The sequence below is a fragment of the Streptomyces sp. CNZ301 genome (genome assembly GCF_004217425.1).
On the sequence record NZ_SHLG01000001.1, the window covers coordinates 4,149,670 to 4,166,900 of the forward strand.

Annotated in this window: 13 protein-coding genes; 4 read left to right on the top strand and 9 right to left on the bottom strand. The window is 69.6% G+C overall.

From position 1 onward, the window contains the following. Positions 1–70: 70 nt before the first annotated feature. Positions 71–658 (bottom strand): DM13 domain-containing protein, encoded by a 588-nt coding sequence (locus tag EV375_RS17930; protein ID WP_130300325.1) that lies wholly within the window; start codon positions 656–658, stop codon positions 71–73. On the opposite strand from EV375_RS17930, the gene EV375_RS17935 reads away from it, so the two are divergent. Next, positions 634–1,389 (top strand): FAD-dependent oxidoreductase, encoded by a 756-nt coding sequence (locus EV375_RS17935; protein WP_165434765.1) that lies wholly within the window; start codon positions 634–636, stop codon positions 1,387–1,389. The two genes, EV375_RS17930 and EV375_RS17935, sit on opposite strands and share 25 nt — an antisense overlap. An 82-nt stretch (positions 1,390–1,471) precedes the next feature. Here EV375_RS17935 and EV375_RS17940 read toward each other — a convergent pair whose 3' ends face one another. From EV375_RS17940 to cmdF, 4 genes are read right to left on the bottom strand one after another with little or no spacing between them, the layout of a single operon-like run. After that, entirely contained in the window at positions 1,472–2,515 is a 1,044-nt protein-coding gene (locus tag EV375_RS17940) for an alcohol dehydrogenase catalytic domain-containing protein (RefSeq protein WP_130300327.1), read from the bottom strand. A 14-nt stretch (positions 2,516–2,529) separates the two neighbouring features. After that, positions 2,530–3,948: an aldehyde dehydrogenase family protein gene (locus EV375_RS17945; RefSeq protein ID WP_130300328.1), complete on the bottom strand. Its 1,419-nt coding sequence runs from the start codon at positions 3,946–3,948 to the stop codon at positions 2,530–2,532. Continuing rightward, positions 3,948–5,048, bottom strand: coding sequence for an AMP-binding protein (locus EV375_RS17950; RefSeq protein WP_130300329.1), 1,101 nt, complete (start codon positions 5,046–5,048; stop codon positions 3,948–3,950). Before EV375_RS17950 ends, EV375_RS17945 begins: the two co-directional genes overlap by 1 nt. 49 nt (positions 5,049–5,097) lie before the next feature. Further along, on the bottom strand, positions 5,098–6,705 hold the full coding sequence (gene cmdF, locus EV375_RS17955; protein ID WP_130300330.1) for a tyrosine 2,3-aminomutase: 1,608 nt from the start codon (positions 6,703–6,705) through the stop codon (positions 5,098–5,100). Between the two features lie 546 nt (positions 6,706–7,251). Here cmdF and EV375_RS17960 point away from each other — a divergent pair. Further along, the gene (locus EV375_RS17960) at positions 7,252–8,154 is read left to right on the top strand and encodes a phytanoyl-CoA dioxygenase family protein (RefSeq protein WP_130300331.1); all 903 of its coding nucleotides are present in this window, start codon (positions 7,252–7,254) and stop codon (positions 8,152–8,154) included. Positions 8,155–8,277: 123 nt separating this feature from the next. After that, entirely contained in the window at positions 8,278–9,276 is a 999-nt protein-coding gene (locus EV375_RS17965) for a methyltransferase (RefSeq protein ID WP_130300332.1), read from the top strand. A 533-nt stretch (positions 9,277–9,809) separates the two neighbouring features. On the opposite strand, the gene EV375_RS17970 is transcribed toward EV375_RS17965, so the two are convergent. From EV375_RS17970 to EV375_RS17995, 4 genes are all read right to left on the bottom strand, one after another. Then, complete coding sequence (locus tag EV375_RS17970; protein WP_486588748.1) at positions 9,810–10,445, bottom strand: helix-turn-helix transcriptional regulator; 636 nt, start codon at positions 10,443–10,445, stop codon at positions 9,810–9,812. Between the two features lie 1,332 nt (positions 10,446–11,777). Next, on the bottom strand, positions 11,778–12,971 hold the full coding sequence (locus EV375_RS17975) for a right-handed parallel beta-helix repeat-containing protein (RefSeq protein ID WP_165434767.1): 1,194 nt from the start codon (positions 12,969–12,971) through the stop codon (positions 11,778–11,780). Between the two features lie 1,663 nt (positions 12,972–14,634). Then, positions 14,635–15,045 carry a MerR family transcriptional regulator gene (locus EV375_RS17990; RefSeq protein WP_130300336.1) on the bottom strand — a complete coding sequence of 137 codons (411 nt, stop codon included), beginning with the start codon at positions 15,043–15,045 and terminating at the stop codon, positions 14,635–14,637. 249 nt (positions 15,046–15,294) lie between these two features. After that, positions 15,295–15,708, bottom strand: coding sequence for a MerR family transcriptional regulator (locus EV375_RS17995; protein ID WP_207228161.1), 414 nt, complete (start codon positions 15,706–15,708; stop codon positions 15,295–15,297). Between the two features lie 74 nt (positions 15,709–15,782). On the opposite strand from EV375_RS17995, the gene EV375_RS18000 reads away from it, so the two are divergent. After that, entirely contained in the window at positions 15,783–16,283 is a 501-nt protein-coding gene (locus EV375_RS18000) for a DUF1772 domain-containing protein (protein WP_130300337.1), read from the top strand. The last annotated feature ends 948 nt before the right edge of the window (positions 16,284–17,231 follow it).

The window sequence follows — 17,231 nt, forward strand, 5'->3', positions numbered from 1 at the left end:
GTTGCAGGGAAGACTTGATCCATCGAGCGGCGAAGAAGAACTGAACTGAACTGACGCCGTACCGGTGCGGTCAGGTACGCGACAGTTCGGCTGCTCCGAAGGAGACGTCGAAGCGGTCGCACCAGATCGTCACGCTGCTGTAGTCGTCCAGGTCCGCCCCTGCGGGCAACGTGTAGTTCTGGCTGCCCTTGTTGCCCTTGAGCCCGCCCAGACTGAGGTGCGCGCCGTCGTCGAAGACGTGCCAGCCGGGCTTGCCCGGCTTCACCTTCGCATCGGTGATCCAGACCTTCAGATCGGGGCCGTTGCTCGTGTCCAGGTCCTGCAGGCGGAGGACCCGGGACCCGTCCTGAAGCTCGACGACCTTCGCACGCCCGGTCGTCTCGTGTTCATGGGTGATGAACTCGCCCGAGGCCAGCGTCGTCGGCCCGGCCGGCTTCTCGCTCTTGCCCGGTCCTGCGGAATCACCGGGCTTCTTCGGCTCCGGCTGTCCGTCCGGCTTCCCGGGTGAGGCAGCGCCGGGAAGCGCCTCGTCGACCTTCTCGTCCGTCCACAGCTTCCACGGCTGGAACAGATACAGCCCCACGGCGACCGCCGCCAGGCCGACCACCAACACCCCTGTGAACAGTGGTTTCCGTGCCCATACAGACGTCCTGCGCACCGTGGCCTCCCTGCCTGCTCTGCCTGGTAGCCGGAATTCCACACCACGCAAGGTCCTTCTGTCCCCGTCGAAAGGGGCGAGGGGTCCTTACGATCCGCGAACGTCCAGCCGGCCGCACTCCCCAGGGCGGCCGGCGCACCCCGACAGGGTGTCCCAGGCCGCAGCGAGGGCATGGCCGAGGCTTCCCTTCTCCACCGCAAGTCCCGGCAGAACGTACGCACTTACTGTCCAGCGTTCGCCCCAAGCGGGTTCTGCTGTCCTGGTTCGCTCCAAGGCACATCCAGGACTTCGAGCCCGAGACGTTCCCGGTCTTCACCCGGCAGAGCGGGAGCGATTTCCTGTACGGCGCCCCCACCGCGGATCACGCGTCCGTGAAGGTGTGCGGGCTCCGGCCGTCGGACATCGACGACCCGGACCGGTTCGAACGCCGGCACGGGCCCGACGAACTCGCGAGCGCGGTCGAGCTGTTGCGGTCGCACGTCACGGGTCTTCACCCCGATCCGGTGCGGTCGGCGAGCTTCACCGACCTTTACTCCAGCGACGGCCACGGGATCACCGGACACCACCCGGAGAACCCGAACATCGTGCTGGCCGGCGCCTACTCCGGACGCGGCTTCAAGCTCGCCCCCGCCGTCGGAGACGCGGTCGCACGCCTCGCCGTCGGTGAGACCGTTCCCGAGATCGCGTTCATGGCCCCGGATCGTTTCGCCTCCGCCAGGGGCCACCGATGACCGGCGGAGCGGCGCCCCGGGAGTCGCCCGGCGACTCCCGGCGACTCCCGGCGACGGGGCCCGCCGCCGGGAGTCTTGCCCGTCAGGGGCGCAGGAGCGGTTTGACACAGCGCCGGGCGTCCATCGCGTGGAACGCTTTCGGCGCGTCGGTCAGCGGGAAGACCGCGTCGAAGACGCGCTCGGGCCGCAGGGTGCGGTCGAGTACGTCGCCGAGCAGTCCGGGCATCGTGGCGCGCACGTTCGCGCCACCGCCACTGAGGGAGAGGTTCTTGGCGAACAGCTCCCACAGCGGCAGCGTCACGTCCCAGGGCAGACCGACGTAGCCGATCCGGCCTCCCGGCCGTGCGCACCCGATCGCCTGCCGCACCGACTGGAGCGTGCCGACCGCCTCGATGACGTGTCCGGCGCCGCCGTCGAGCAGGTCGGCGACCTCCGCCGCGCCCTCCTCGCCCCGGCCGGCGACCACGTCGGTGGCCCCGTGGGCGCGGGCGAGTTCCTGCCGCCACGGGTCGCGCGACATGACCACGATCCGCCCGGCCCCGAGCCTGCGCGAGGCCAGGACCGCGCACTGCCCCACGGCGCCGTCCCCGACGACCACGACCGTGACTCCCCGGCCCACCCCCGCGTGCAGGGCGGCCTCGTGCCCCGTGGAGAGCACGTCGGTCAGGGCCAGCAGCGGCGGAACCAGGTCGTCGGGTGGCGGCTCCGGGACGGCCAGCAGGGTGGTGTCGGCCAGCGGCACCCGGACGAACTCGGCCTGCCCGCCGTCGAGCACGGAGCCGTCCGGCCCGAACTCGCCGAACAACCGGCCTTGTTCGCAGGCGATCGGCACCCCGCGGCGGCAGTGCGGGCAGCTGCCGTCGGAGGTGCTGAACGGGGCGAGGACGAACTGCCCCGGGCGCAGGCCGGCCACATGGACGCCGACCTCCTCGACGACCCCGACGAATTCGTGACCGCTCCGTACCGGCCGCGGCAGCGGCGAGAGGCCCCGCAGCACGGAAAGGTCCGATCCGCAGACGCCGGCCGCCACCACCCGCACCAGCGCGTCCGTCGGCTCCTCGACGCGGGGTTCGGGCACCTCCTCGACACGTACGTCGCCCGGGGCGTGAATGACCACGGCACGCACAGCGTGTCCTCCCTTCAGATACGGGTCAGCGCGGTGCTGCGCATGAGGAACTCGGCGAGGAACCCGTCGTGCGGCATCCCCGGCGGCAACCACCAGGTGGGACGGTCCAGCCCGTAGACATTGCGGACGGACGGATCCTCCAGCAGCGCCTCCACCAGTCCTGTGTCCTCGGTGGCGACGCCCGCTACGAGCGAACCGCGCAGCGGTGCCGCGCCCTGCTCAGGGGACCAGGGCGCAACCCAGGCACAGGGGAACGGCAGCTCCACGCCGGTCTGTTCGGCCATGGCGTCGTCCAGCAGGTGAACGGCGGGGCGCAGGGCGGCGCTGCCGTCCCCGAGGTCGTGCACGCCGCCGCCGAGCACGGGTTCCGCACCGGCCGCGCGGTGCCGCACGGCGTCCCCGACCGAGCGGGCCTCGGCGAGCGGCAGGCACGGGAGCCCGGCCTCCTCCCGCTCCGGCGGCAGCGGCCGCAGCTCCGTGAGCCGCTGCGCCAGGGCCTCGGCGAAGCCCCGGGCGTCACGTTCGACCAGCACCGCCGTGGCGTTGAGGCAGGAGACCCCTCCGAGTCCGCCGACGGAGTCGGCGATGACGTCGAGATGCGGCTCCCACCGCCCCGTGACCAGCACTTTGACCCTGCCGGGGCCCTGGGGCAGCACTGGTGTCCGGGACCAGCCGCCGGCGTACCGGTTCACCGTCTCGTCCCCACCGAAGACGATCGCGAGGTCGCCGCCGCGGACCAGCTCGTCGGCGGCGCCGTGATCGCACGGCAGCAGGAGCACGTCCTCGTCGGCGAACCCCGCCGACCGCAGGGCGAGCACCAGCCGGTGGGGCGTGAACGGGTCGCGGCGCGAGGGCCGCACCGCGACCCGGTATCCCAGCGCCAGGGCCTCCGGCCACAGCGAGTGGACCGCGGGGTGGTTGCCGGAGGCGTTGACGCTCAACAGCCGTCCCCGCCGGCGCCACACGACGGCGCCCTCGTCCGGCACGTCCCGCGGGCCCGGCGGCAGCGCCGATCGGGGGCGGGCCCGCTCGGTGGCGTCGACCGCGTTCGCCAGCACCCCGGCGATGGTCGCCGTCGCGTCGCGGACCACCGCCACCGGGACGCCCGTCGTACGGGCCACCCGCACATGGTGCTCCTCGGGCGTCAGCCCGCCGAGCGTGCCCGAGGCGAAGAGCGCGGCCGCCGCCCGTAGCCGCTCGGCGAGCTCGGGCCGGGGCCGGTCCGCCGCCTCGGCCGGCCGGTGCCGTGACCGGTCCAGGGTGCGGGCGACGAACAGGCCGGGGGCGAGCGTCAGTTCCGCGACCGGGTCGCCCGCCACGTCCCGGACGGTTTCCCGCCTGCCGGTGCGATACGTGCCGTCCGCAGTGAGTGCGTCGATGAAGTACGGTGCCGCGGCCCTCTGTTGAGCCGTCTCTTGCGCTACCACCGTCATCAGTAGGCTCCCGTGATCACGGGGACGCCGGTGAAGGTCTCCAGCGGGTGCACGTCGGCCACGGAGTGACCCGCGGAGCCGTCCGGCGCGCCCACCCGCCGCGCTGCGTCGCGTTCGCGGTTGTTGGGAAGCAGGGCCGACTTGCTCAGGTGGTGCATGACGACCTGGCCGGTCTCCCCCACCGCGACCGGCTTACCGGTGTCCGGGTCCACGACCGTGTACGAGACGTGCGGCGAGGGCGAGTCGAAGACGGAGTCGCCGTCATCGGTGGCGGTCCGCTCGAACGCGGCGCCGAGCGCCATCGTGCTGCCGTAGAGCCCGTACAGCGGGATGCCGGGGAATACCTCGTCGCGCAGCACATCCCGGGTGTCCCGGTCCATGCTGGCTCCGCACCAGGTGATCACCTCGACCTGGTCGCGCACCATGTCCACCATCCGCCCGTCCCGCGCCAGCCGTTCCAGCAGGGGCGGTGGCGCCTGTATCGCCCCGATCCGCTGACTGCTCAGCACGGTGGCGGTCTGGGCGAGCACGTGGTCCAGGTACCGCTCGGACTCCTCGGCCCGTCCGTCCCGCAGACACAGGCGCACCCAGCGGGGGTCGAAGTCGACGGCGAAGCGGACGCCGCCGCGGCGGCGCGCGTGCTGGCCGGTCAGTTCGGCGTAGTCGTGCGGGCCGCCGGGGCCCAGGGACAGCCAGTGCACCCCGTGCGGATAGCCCCGCTCGTCCATGGCACGCATGGCGTTCGCCATCTCGCGTTCCATCCAGTCCGCGAGGTACAGCACGCGCTTGGGGGCGCCGGTGGTGCCGCCGCTCTCGAAGACGCCGATCACCTCGGCTGTTCCGCCGTAGCCCCGGGGCAGCAGATCCTCCACCGGCACGTGCCGGAAGTCGTCGACGACCTGCGGGAACAGCAGCAGATCGTCGGTGGTGCGCACATCGGTGCGCGGGTCGAAGTCCAGCCGCTCCAGCCGGTCGAGCCAGAACGGCGTGCCCGTCTCCGGGGAGAAGTGCCACTCCATGGCCGCCCGGACGAGCTCGTCCGGGTCCACGTCCGCGTCAGGCGGTGCGTCCAGCACGGCCAGGGCGTCCGCCGAATTCATCCTGCCTCCCGTCCGCGGTGGGGATCCGTTGCCGAGTGCGTGTGCTCGGTCACCGCAGCGTGATCCCGGCCGAGTTGACCGCGCGCAGGAAGTCGCCGCGCTCGACGGCGCCGGCGACAGCCTCCAGTTCATCCGACATGTACCGGTCACGGTCGAGGGTCGGGGCCAGCGCGCGGACGGTGTCGTAGGTGGCCCGGCCCGCGGGGCCGAGCCGGTCGTAGCAGCGGTTCAGGTCCACGGCCTGGGCGGCCCCCAGGAACTCCACAGCGAGGATCTTGGTGTTGTTGGAGAGCACGCGGCGCGCGTTGCGCGCGGAGATCAGGCCCATGCTGACGATGTCCTGGTTGTCGCCGTTGGAGGGGACGCTCTGGGTGCTGGCCGGGCCGATGGTCCGATTCTCCGCGATCAGCGCGGTGGCCGGGTACTGCGCGCCTGCGAAGCCGCTGTTGAGGCCCGGTTCGCCGGCGACGAGGAACTCCGGAAGCCCGTAGCTGAGGTGCCGGTTGAAGAGGCGATTGCTCTGCCGCTCGGAGAGCACGCCGAGCTGGGTGAGGGCGATCGTGGTGAAGTCCATCGCGAACGCGACCGGCTGGCCGTGGTAGTTGCCGCCGTGGAAGACCTCCTTGCCCGGGAAGAACAGGGGGTTGTCGGTGGCGGAGTTGAGTTCGGTGTGCAGTGTGCCGGCCGCGTGCCGCAGGGTGTCCCGTACCGCTCCGAGCACCTGCGGTATGGCCCGCAGCGTGTACGCCTTCTGGAGGTAGACGTCGGTGCGGGTCACGTCGTCACCCGCCCGCTTGCTCTCCACCTCCCCGCGGAGCTCCGCGTGCGGGACGGCCAGCCCGCTGTCGGCCAGCAGCGCGCGCAGGTTGGCGGCCGAGTCGATCTGGCCGCTGTGCGGACGCGCGAGTTCGTGGCCCTCGGCGAGGAATGGGCTGGTGGAGCAGCTGAGAGCCTCCAGCAGCAGGGCGGAGACGATCTCCGCCTGGTGGAGCTGGTCGAGGGCGCGGCTGACCACGAGGGACCCCAGTCCGGTCATCCCGGACGTGCCGTTGATCAGCGCGAGGCCCTCCTTGAACCGCATCTCCAGCGGCTGGATGCCCCGTTCACGCAGCACCTCGCCGGTGGGCACCGGGACGCCGTCGCGCAGCACGTAGCCCTCGCCGATGACGGTGACGGCGATGTGGGAGAGGGTCGCGAGGTCGCCGCTGGCGCCGAGCGAGCCGATCTCGGGAATCGCGGGGATGATTCCCTCGTTGAGGTAGAGCGCCAGGCGCTCCAGTACCTCGGGCCGCACGGCGGAGTAGCCGCGTGAGAGGGCGTTGAGCCGGGCGGCCAGGATGGCGCGGGCCTCGTGCTCGGCGAACAGCGGTCCGACGCCCGCGCTGTGGCTGCGGATCAGGTTCGTCTGAAGCTCCACCTCCTTCGACGGCTCCACCTGCATGTAGATCATCTCGCCGTATCCAGTGGTCACCCCGTACACCGAGGCGCCCTGGCGGACGATGTCCTCGAACTGCTTCCGGCTCGCCGCGGCCCTGGTCAGCACCTCGGGATTCACGGAGCAGGAGACGTGCTCCTCCGCGATGCGGCGGACGTCATCGATGCCGAGGGTCTCCCCGTCGAAGGCAATGGCTTCCGTGGCCGTGTCGATCGTGGTCATGGCGTGCTTTCTCCCTGGAATCGGAATACGAAGGATCCGCTGATCCGTGCGTCGACGAAATCCCGACGGACGTGGCGTGCCACCGGTCGAGCGGAATTCTCGTGCCCGCCGATCCCATCACCGCAGCCACGGTCCCCGGAACAGACGCAAGGACACTTCGAAGTGACTTTCCGGCCCCGCCACTTCGGAGGAACGGGGACATGGATGTGACCGTCGGGGCACACCCGGGCGCCCGAAAGGACATGCACGCCGGGGCACTTCATCCGACCCGTTACCGGCTCTGACCTGTGAAGATATGCGCGCCCGTCACACGTGGACGGCATCCGCCCCGGTGGGATCCTCAATTTCCCGGTCTTTTTGCGGAGTCGGCAGCGGGCTAGCATGCGGCCGGGCTCACCTCAGCGGATATGACCCCGTGCAATTCGAATCCCGCAGCCGTCCGAATTCGCCCGGCGGAGTCTCTGCCGAAAGCTGACGGAAATCATCCGTGTGCCCGGGACTTCCCGCCGAAGCGGTCCCATTTCATCCACGACAGGGAGGACCACCGTGAAACCCCAAGTCACCGACCGGTTCGACAAGAACGCCGGTCTCGGCGACGTGATGCACAGCCTCCACGAGAACGGCTACGCCATCGTCGAGAACGTGCTGCCGCACGAGAAGGTGGACGCCCTGCTCAGCGAGATGGAGTCCTGGATCGAGGCCACACCGTTCGGCCCGGACGCGTTCGCCGGCCAGCGGACCAAGCGGACCGGCAGCCTCGTCGCGCGCTCGGCCACCGGCCGGGAGCTGATCACCCACCCGCTGTGCATGGACGTCGCGCGGGAGCTGCTGAAGTCCTCCACCGAGTTCCAGCTGTCCCAGACGCAGCTCATCAGCGCCTACCCGGGCTCCGTCGCACAGAAGATGCACAAGGACGAACTGGTCTGGGACTTCTTCCCGTTCGCGGCCGACCACCACGTGATGTGCCAGTTCTTCTGGGCACTCACCGACTTCACCGAGGAGAACGGCGCCACCCGCATGGTGCCCGGAAGCAACGCGCTCTCCCCCGATGAGGTGGGCGAGGAGGACTCCATACCCGCCGAAATGCCGAAGGGCTCGGTGCTGATCTTCACCGGGAAGGTCGTGCACGGCGGCGGCACCAACCACTCCGACGCCGTCCGGCAGGGTCTGATCCTCAGCTACTGCTCGGGCTGGGTCCGCCAGGAGGAGAACCAGTACCTCGTAGCTCCGCCGGAGCTGGCCCGCACGCTCCCCGAGGATCTGCTCAAGGTCATCGGCTACCAGCAGGGCTGCTTCGCCATGGGCTACGCCGGCGACATCGAGGAGCCGATGGACGTGCTCTTCGGCCGCAAGGCGGCCACCCCGATCGTCCCGTCGGAGGCCACGCGCAAGGCCGCCAACGAAACGGCACGCGAGTGGAGCCAGGACGTCGTCCATCGCACCGTCTGACACGCCCGACCGAACGAACGAACCCGCGGCCGGACGGAGTTACGGACGGGCCGGCCGCGACGAGACCCGCGCCGAGCCGAGAAGGTGACGATGACTGCTTCGCAGGAACAACCCGTATCCGTTATGCCGATCATGAATATGGTCTACGGACTGTGGGTGTCCCAGACCCTCGTGACCGCACACGAACGCGACGTGTTCGGGCACTTCGCCGAACGCCCCGGCACGACCCCGGCCCAACTGGCCGATGTCCTCGACCTGAAGGAGCGCCCGGTCGAGCAACTGGTCACCGCCTGCGCCGCGCTCGGCCTGCTGCGGCGCGACGGTGACGGGTACCGCAACACCGCGATGACCGACCGGTATCTGCTCCGCGGCGGCGAGCACTACGTCGGCGGCTGGGTGGAGATCGTCTCCCGCCACGACTACCCGGGCTGGCTGCGACTGGATGAGGCGCTGCGCACCAACCGTCCGACCACCTGGGACAGCGAGCAGCGCGACTCGCTGTTCGACGATGAGAACCCCGTGGTCGTGGAGTCGTTCTGGGAGGGCATGAGCGCGATCTCCCGGCCCACGGCCAGGGCCCTGGCGGAGACCGTCGACCTGTCGGGCGGGCTGTCACTGCTGGACGTGGGCGGCGGCGGGGGCGCCTACGCGACCGAACTGAGCCGCGCCTTCCCCTCCCTGCACACGACCGTCTTCGACTTGCCCTTCGTCTGCGACCTGACAGAAAAGAAGGTCGAGCAGGCCGGCCTCGCGGACCGCATCTCCTTCGCCTCGGGCGACTTCTTCACCGATCCCCTGCCCACGGGGCAGGACGTCGTACTGCTCTCGATGATCCTCCACGACTGGGACGTCGACCAGTGCCGCCACATCCTGCGCAGCTGCTACGACGCACTGGCCCCCGGCGGGCGCCTGCTGATCAGCGAACTCCTGGTGGCCGACACCAAGGACGGCCCTCTCGACGCCACCCTCATGAGCCTGTCCATGCTGGTGGAGACGTTCGGCCGGAACTACACCGGCGCCGAGTACCGCTCCTGGCTGCTGGATACAGGCTTCACGGACGTCGAGATCCGCCCCTTCGACGCCCCGGCCGCCAACGGCGTCGTCATCGGCCGGAAGCCGTGAGTACACGGGGGTAGGGGTCCGTTCCGTCGGGGCCGGCGTCCGCGATGTTGCGGTTGATGAAGCCGGTGTGCGGGCTGCGGGTCGGGGACTCCGTTCGCACGGTCGGGGCCCGGGCCGGTTCTCGCGGGCGGGTCCCCGACGAGACCTCGGCCGTCGGCCTGCTCCGCATCGCGGGCGCCCGGTGGGCGATCGAACCCCTCCTTCGGGGGTCCGTTGCCCGGGACCGCGGCCGGATGGAGCGAGCACGTGTCGCCCCTGCCCGCCTCGACGGCCGTCCACCGGTGGCCGGGAGCCGTGGTCCTCGCCTCGTCCTCGGCAACGTCAGCATCGCCGGCACGGTCAGCATCGCCGGCACCTCCGACCCGAACTCACCTGTTGTGCCGTCGACTTCGGCCGACGGATCCACGAGGTCCCCGGAATTCCGGTCCGGCGGTCCATCGCCGGAGGCACGGGGACGGCGCCCCTCAGAAGGGAGCCTCGGCCCATCACGGCACCGGCGTACGGGAGTTCACCAGCACGGCCACATATGCCCGTCAGATGTATCCCTGCCGCAGCGCGTAAGCCACCGCATGGGCGCGATTGCGCAGGTGGAGGCGGGTAGTGAGGCGGTGGATGACGTTCTTGACCGTGCGTTCGGAATAGGACAGGTTGGCGGCGATCTCGGCGGTGCCGAAGCCCTCGGCGATCAGGCGCAGGACGTCGACCTCACGGGCGCCGAGTACCGGGGCGGGGATGCCGGGCCGGCCCCCGCCGGTGGCGGTGCGGGACGACGGCGTTCCCATCTGGCGGATCAGGCGGCCGAGGAGGTCGGCGGGCAGGTGTCCGTCGCCTCGTGCGGTCGCCAGCACGGCCTGAACCAGGCTGTGCTGGGTGGCCTCGTGCCGCCAGACGACGGCGCCGACCCCGCACGCCACGACATCGTGGAACTCCTCCTCCCGCAGCTTCCCCACCACGAGAACCGCTCGTGCTCCCTGCCCGCGTACGGCCCGGCGCAGGCGCGTGAGCCCGGCCCGGTCGAGCACGTCGTCGACCAGGAGGGCCACGGTGCCCGGCCCGGGCTCCTCACGCAGTTCGATGTGCGGGTGCCGCCGGAGCTGACTCAGGGCGCCCTCCCGCGAGATGGGGTCCGGGGCGTGCACGGCCACGGGAACCGGCAACCCGGGCCGCACAACTGAGGAGTGCGCTGAATCTTCCGGTCCTGCGGGTTCTGTGATGCTCAAGCTGGACAAACGGTTCCTCCTCTCCGCGTAGAGATCCCTGTACGCGCCACCGACGAGAGACCGGGCACCGGACTTCCCCGACCCCCCGGCGGCCGGGCCGCCGACGAGCGCGAGCACGCCACCCGGCTGTGGGGTGTCCGGGCTCGCCCGCCGCCGGGGCGCCGCTGCTTCCGACCGTGGACGGCGCGCCGCCGGCAGAGACCGCCGACGCCACATGCCGTCCCGGATCTGCTCGTGGGCGCCTCACCGCTTTGTGCCCACGACCGGCTCCAGCGGTCCCGGTTCTCGGAACATTTCGACCTCCGACACCGGCTGCTCAATGAACGGAAAGACACGGAGGACCGTGCCGAACCGGATGTCGGAAAACGGATCTGCAACAGGCCGAAAATGCCGGCAGTGGCACTGGAAACAGCCGCGCGGGCCCACACGGCCACGGCTGGGGCACCGCGGCGCGAGAAACGGCAACCAAAGTACCTCCTGGTCTGGTCCTGCGAGGAGGCTACCCCCGCCTGCACAGCGATCCAAGCCGTTCCAGGAAAAGCAGGACGCTCACCGAGAGCCTGGCTGAAATCATCGCCTGGAAGGCCGCACCGAATATCCGTCTTCGACATCCAGGTTTATCTGCGGACTCGGGGAAACGTTTGCATGACCCTGGTGGATTGGAAATCCCCGGTTCGATGGATGGATCGGCCGGGGCGCCATCTCGGGCAGCAAACGGGCACTTGAACAGTGCCAACGGGCATGGCTGGCGCCCGAGCGGGCCCGGGGCCGACTCTTGTCGCGCCATTTTTCCGCCACTGCAGCACGCCGGAATCGCGGGACCGCAGGACGGAAAACTCCCTGCATTCTTCGAGAGGGAAGAAATCAGGCACCGCTGGACCGAACCGCCCGGGAACGGAATAATCCCGTGAACGCATGGTCGGCCAGAATTCAACAACCAGCCGCGCCTCCGGTTTCCCGATTCCCGGAGATATTCCTGCCGCCCCCGAAGGAGACACCGCCGGCCTCCTCCCCGACCGGCCCGTCTCCGCCGCCCCCGCGCGTTCCTCCCCGCCCGAAGGCCGGCGCTCTCCACCGAACCCATGCGGTGCGCCGGGGGATTGGACGGCGGCCGCGATTTCGGTGCTGTTCTCCAGCCGAGTCGTCAAGCCGAATTCCGATGGTGGGCCAGGGGAAGGCCGCCAACCGGCCGACGGGCGGCGGCTCGGGCGCCGCGGAACCGGGGCGGGTCCCTGCCGGCACGCCGGCAGGGACCCGCTGGAGTCCGAGGGCGCAGACCCTCTAGAAGCAGATGTCCGGCGGGTCGGCCTTCCGGCCGGCGTTGCCCGTCCAGGTGTTGTCCGTGCCGGCGGTGCCTCCGCCGATGGTGTCGTCGTTGCAGTCGAGGTTGACATTGGCGACGGCGGCGTTGCCCTGGATGTTGTTGTCCCCGTTGCCGGTTGCAAGGCTGATGCCGTCCTGCGCGTTGCTCCTGACAGAGTTCCGGGAGATGACGGACTGAGTGAGGGAGTTGGCCGCCGCACTGATGCCGTGGGAACTCGTAGAGCCCTGGATGGCGTTGCCACTGATGGTGATGTCGGTGTTTGCCGGACCGCCGAGGGCGGCGGCTCTCACGCCGCGGGCTGCCCCCACCACGCTGTTGCCGGTGACTCCCACCTCGGTGTTGCCGGGGCCGAGGAAGACGGCGGAACCGGTGTTGGCACGGGAGGCGTTTCCGGTCACGTTGACGTTGCTGGTAGTGAAGAGAGCCGCAAGGGAGTCGTCTTCCCGGGACTGGTTCGACCTCACCCTGACGTCGTCGACGTCCACCACCGAGCCCTCGAGTGTGATTCCGGACGTGTCGTGGTTGAACAGGGTGTTGCCTTCGATGTCCGCGTTCTCCAGGCCCAGGTCCGAGTAGACGCCGTTCCCGGTTGCGGTGCCCGCGGCGTTGTTCTCGCGGATGCAGTTCTGTTCGACGTCGGAGGGGCTGGTTCCGTTGGAGTTGAAATAGATCCCGAGCACGTTGCCCTGGACCCTGTTCTGGCGTACCTGGTAGCCCGAGTGTGCGGAGCTGGTCAGGATGCCCGCACCGCTGGTGTTCCCCAGAACGGTGAATCGCGAGAATCTGACACCGTCCGCGAGCAGTCTGACGGTGGCCGTCGCGTCGGGGTTCTCGATGATCGCCTGCGTGGCGGGATTCGGTGACCCCGCCTGGTTGCACGCTGTTCCCGAGGGGGCGGCAGCCGGACCGACCAACCGCAGATTCGGTTTGGTGTCGGGCACGTTGACGGTCTCGTTGTACTCACCGGCGCAGACCCTGATCTCGTCTCCCGCCGCGGCCGCGTCGATCGCGTCCTGGATGCTGGTGAAATCCGCGCCCGGGCACTGCACTCCGTCGTCATCGACGGTGAGCACGGTCTGTGCGTGACTGGGCCCCGCAGGCAGCACGGCGGCCGCTGCCGCGAACGCCGCAACAAGAATCAACTTCTTCATGATCTTCTCCTTGGTTTTCGGCAACGACCGCAGTTCCGTCATGCAGCCGCTCGGTCGGCGGGCTGGGCGTGAGCAGAGAGCCCGGGGGTTCGGATCGCCGTCGGCCGGCGAGGTTCCACCGGTTGCGCAAAGCAGAGGAAGAACGGGAAGCACAGCGAACGGGCGCACAGGAGATCCCGCGCCCGGAAACCGAAGTGCCGACGGGCAGGGGCACAGGCATGAGGCCGTGCCCACATTCGCCCGCCCCAGTGCACCCCGGGTTCGTACGGCCGGTTCCTGCAAACGCACCACACCCCGGATTTCGTACTGCCCCGGAGAAAATCGCCGGAGCCCGGAGCGCCACGGACGCGCAGGCGTTCGACGGACGGACCTTCCGTCGGCACGGACGGGACGCGACGCGGCCGGAAGCGGCTACGCGACAACGAGACCGCCGACAGGCCAGGTGGCCGCTGCCACTCAGCGCGGCGGCCCGGGGGGCGTATGCGCGCGTCGACAACTGTGGCGCTCGGCACCGCGGCGATCTTGGGCTTGCTGACCATCACGTGCACTCCCCTCTCCCTGGCAGATACGGGTCGTGTCTCTCGCGGATACGGTCGTGATCCGTCCGGCGAGCGCATAGGTACCCGGACCGTTCCGACCACCCGGGAAAGGCAGCCCGCTTTCACCCAAGTGCGCGGTGCAGCACCGCAGTTGGGTTGCCGAGAGGCCGCCGTGCGGCGGCACCGTGCACGTGAACGTCGGCCCCCGCCGTCGCCTACCAGGCCCATCCGAAACCCGGCCCAGGCCCTCAGCGCGCCGACACCCACGACCGCGTCCGCCACGACCGCATCGACACCACCGGCACCGTCACCCTCCGCGTGGCAGGCCGCCTACGCCACATCGGCATCGGACGAACCCACGCCCCATCCTGCTCATCCAGGACCTTCACGTCCGCGTCATCAACGCCGCCACCGGCGAACTCCTCCGCGAACTGACCATCGACCCCCACCCGCGACCACCAGCCCACCCGCCGACCACCCCACAGCAACGGCACATAACGGAACCCCCGAACCCCCAACCGTGAGTCCGGGAATTTCCGATGTCCTGAGACATCACACGGGACAGGTGGACCGGAGGAGGATGAAGACAGCAAACCGGAGTTTCCGGGCGCCAGGCTGTCAAAACCCTGCTCGGTTGCCAAAGCGCCCCCTGAAGATGAAGGTCGCGTGCCAGCCGGGCAACCCGCTCAGGAGAGATCCGGGGCGGGGTTTTCGGCGTTGCCGGGCGTTGCCGTGAGCGGTTGGCCGGTGATCCGCAGCTGTGGGCGGCCACGCTTTTCGACGAAATGTCGGGGTGCTCGGCTACCAGGGCGCGGACGCAACATTCACCCCGGGCACTTCGTCGCCATCAGATCCGGCCGCAATGCGGGTTCTGCATAGCGCGGGGGCTCCAGCCAATCAGCCACTGAGCGCAGCGAACGCGCCAGCCATCGCCGTGAGCGTCGTGGTCTGCGGGGTGCTTCGTCAGCTACGGGTGCGTTCGGCAAGGCAGAATTCGCCTCGCGCATCGCATTCACGATCATGGGGCCTTCGATGGGGATCATGCCCTCTCCTCCAAGCCGATGAAATGGGGTGGCGGCCCGGTCTGTGCCCGAACCATGAGTTCACAGCAGCCGTCGTCCTGTTCATGGCAAGTCCTTCCTCGGAGGCGGGTCCTCCCCGTTCTCGGCCGCCGTGTAGGCAGCCACCTTCCACTCGATGAGCTCGAGGTCGGCCTGAAGCTGACGCAGGTCCGCCCGTACGCGTTCGCCGTGGGAACGCAGCAGCGCCAGCCGAGCGGCCCTCGTGGCGTCGTTTCCGCTGCGTGCGTGCCTGCTGAACTCGCGCACGGACTCGATCGGCATCCCGGTGCGGCGCAGCGCGACCAGCACGTCCAGGAGTCCGAGGGCGTCGGCGTCGAAGCGGCGCCGCCCACCCGTGTCGCGGGGCAGCTCTCCGAGGAGACCCTCGCGGTCGTAGTAGCGCAGCGTGTCCACGGTCAGCCCCGACTGCCGCGCTGCCTCACCGATGCTCACGTATCTCTCGGACGTCGTCATGGCGGACACCTTGCAACCTGGAGTGCACACCAGGTCAAGGGCCGGGTTCGGCCAACGGCCCGCAGTGAACGGCCTGTCCGATGAATGGTGCTCTCAGGCTCACTCAGGACGGTGTGCTGATTCGCTCTCTCTTGAACAGCCGCGCCCAAGTTGGGGCAGTAGGGAAGACTCCGTCGACGTATCCCGCGCGACCATTCCTGGGTGCACCCTGCCGGACGACGCCACTGCAGCAGGCGCGGCCCTGGCAACTCAGGGACGGTCGGGGTCGAGCTGCTCGACGGGCAGGCCGGCCACTACCCGGTCCAAGGCTGCCGTCAGATCGGGGCAGTCGCGAGCCGGGTGCTCGGAGGGGCAGGCCAGGGCATGGCCCAGAAACCGCTTCGCCGCCTCCGCCCGCGCAAGGAGCTGATCCAGCTCCACGGCCTGCTCGCGCAGGACCCGGTGCCAGCGCCGGCCCGGCTCGTCCAGCACGGCCGCAGCAGCGTCCAGGCGGATGCCCAAGGACTGCGCAATCTTCAGGAAAGCCAGCCTGCGCAGCTCCTCCGGCCCGTACATGCGCCGCCCACCGCGACGCAGGGCGGGCCGGACCAAACCGCGCTCGTCGTAGTAGCGCAGCGCCGAGGTCCTCATACCGAGCCGCTCCGCGGCCTCACCGATGCCCATCAGCTCCACACCTCCAGTTGACTTCAAGGCCGCTTGAACCCGCAACGTGGGCAGCGGAGGGAAGGAGTGAACCGATGACCGACACCCTCGGCGTGCTCGCGGCCCTGCTGGCCACCGTCGTGATGGCCCCGGCCGTGGCGCACGCCCTCGAACTGCCGGGCAAGCTGCGCCTGAGCCGCGCCGAGTACACCGTGGTACAGCGCATCTACTATCCGGGCTTCACCAGAGCAGGCATCGCCGAGATTCCGGGAGTGCTGGTGGCAGCTGCCGCGCTGGCCGTGACGGATGCCGGGACGGCCGACTTCGTACTGCGGTCGGTCGCGCTCGCGGCCCTCTCCGGCGTGCAGGCGGTCTACTGGCTGCGGGTGCACCCGGCAAACCGGATCTGGCTCGAGGAGCAGGACCTGGACCGCCTCAGCACCGGGTTCTTCGCGCTCGCAAGCCGACATCGACCCGGCGGCGATGCGTCCTACGCAGCATGGGCGACACTGCGCAACCGCTGGGAGTCCGGCCACGTCCTGCGCGCGGCTCTCGCCACGATCGCTGTGACCAGCCTCGTCGTCGCGCTCGCCTGATCCTGCGGCCTGACCACGAGACACGTGCACGTCATGCCCGTCAGCCGGATGTCCTCTGCTACCTGGGCCTCCGTTACGTCGACAGACCACAGTCCCACGCCGGCATCGCACGAACCCACGCCAAAACCCACGTCTGCCTGCTCATCCAGGACCTCGACGTCCGCGTCATCAACGCCGCCACCGGCGAACTCCTCCGCGAGCTCACCATCGACACCACCCGCGACTACCAACCCACCGGCCGACCACCCGGCCCACAACGAAAATGACTCCGAACCCAAATCGTGGGTTCGGAGTCATTCCGATGTCCTGAGACATCACACAGCGCGGAGGCGGTGGGATTCGAACCCACGGTGAGGGGTTACCTCACGACGGTTTCAAGTGGGTCCCGCCGAGGGCCACCGTAGTGCTCTGACCTGCAACGCAGCGCCACGCTGGCGCTCAGCAGACACTCCTGGCCCACGCATGGCTCATGGATCCGCACCCGGACTGAACCCACGACCAGGTCATCCTGGCCTGCAACATCGTGAGGAAGAACGGCTGGTGCGGCTGGACGAACACCGACCCGCACGTCGCGGAGCTGTCGCAGTCCCTCCAGATGCTCCCATCCACGGCCCCTCCTCCCGCAACAAGACCTTCCGCAACGGCCGCGAGACCCACGACATGCCACCCAGCACCCCGGCCACACGGCAAGAAATGCAACGGCGGGCGATGGACAGCACGTCACCAATCCAGGGCTAGGTGCACCGGTCCCCACGACTCAGAGAAGGCTAGTCAGGGTGCCGGAGCAATTTCACTGCAGCCACGGCACCTACGCATAGGGTTGCTGAGGTGAGGTAGGTGCCGATCCCCGATAGGGCGGATTCGACGAGGCTGGCTCCGCTGAGGGCCTTGAGGATTCCAGTCACGAGAGCAATGACCAGGCAGGTGAGCGCCATCACCAGCAACCAC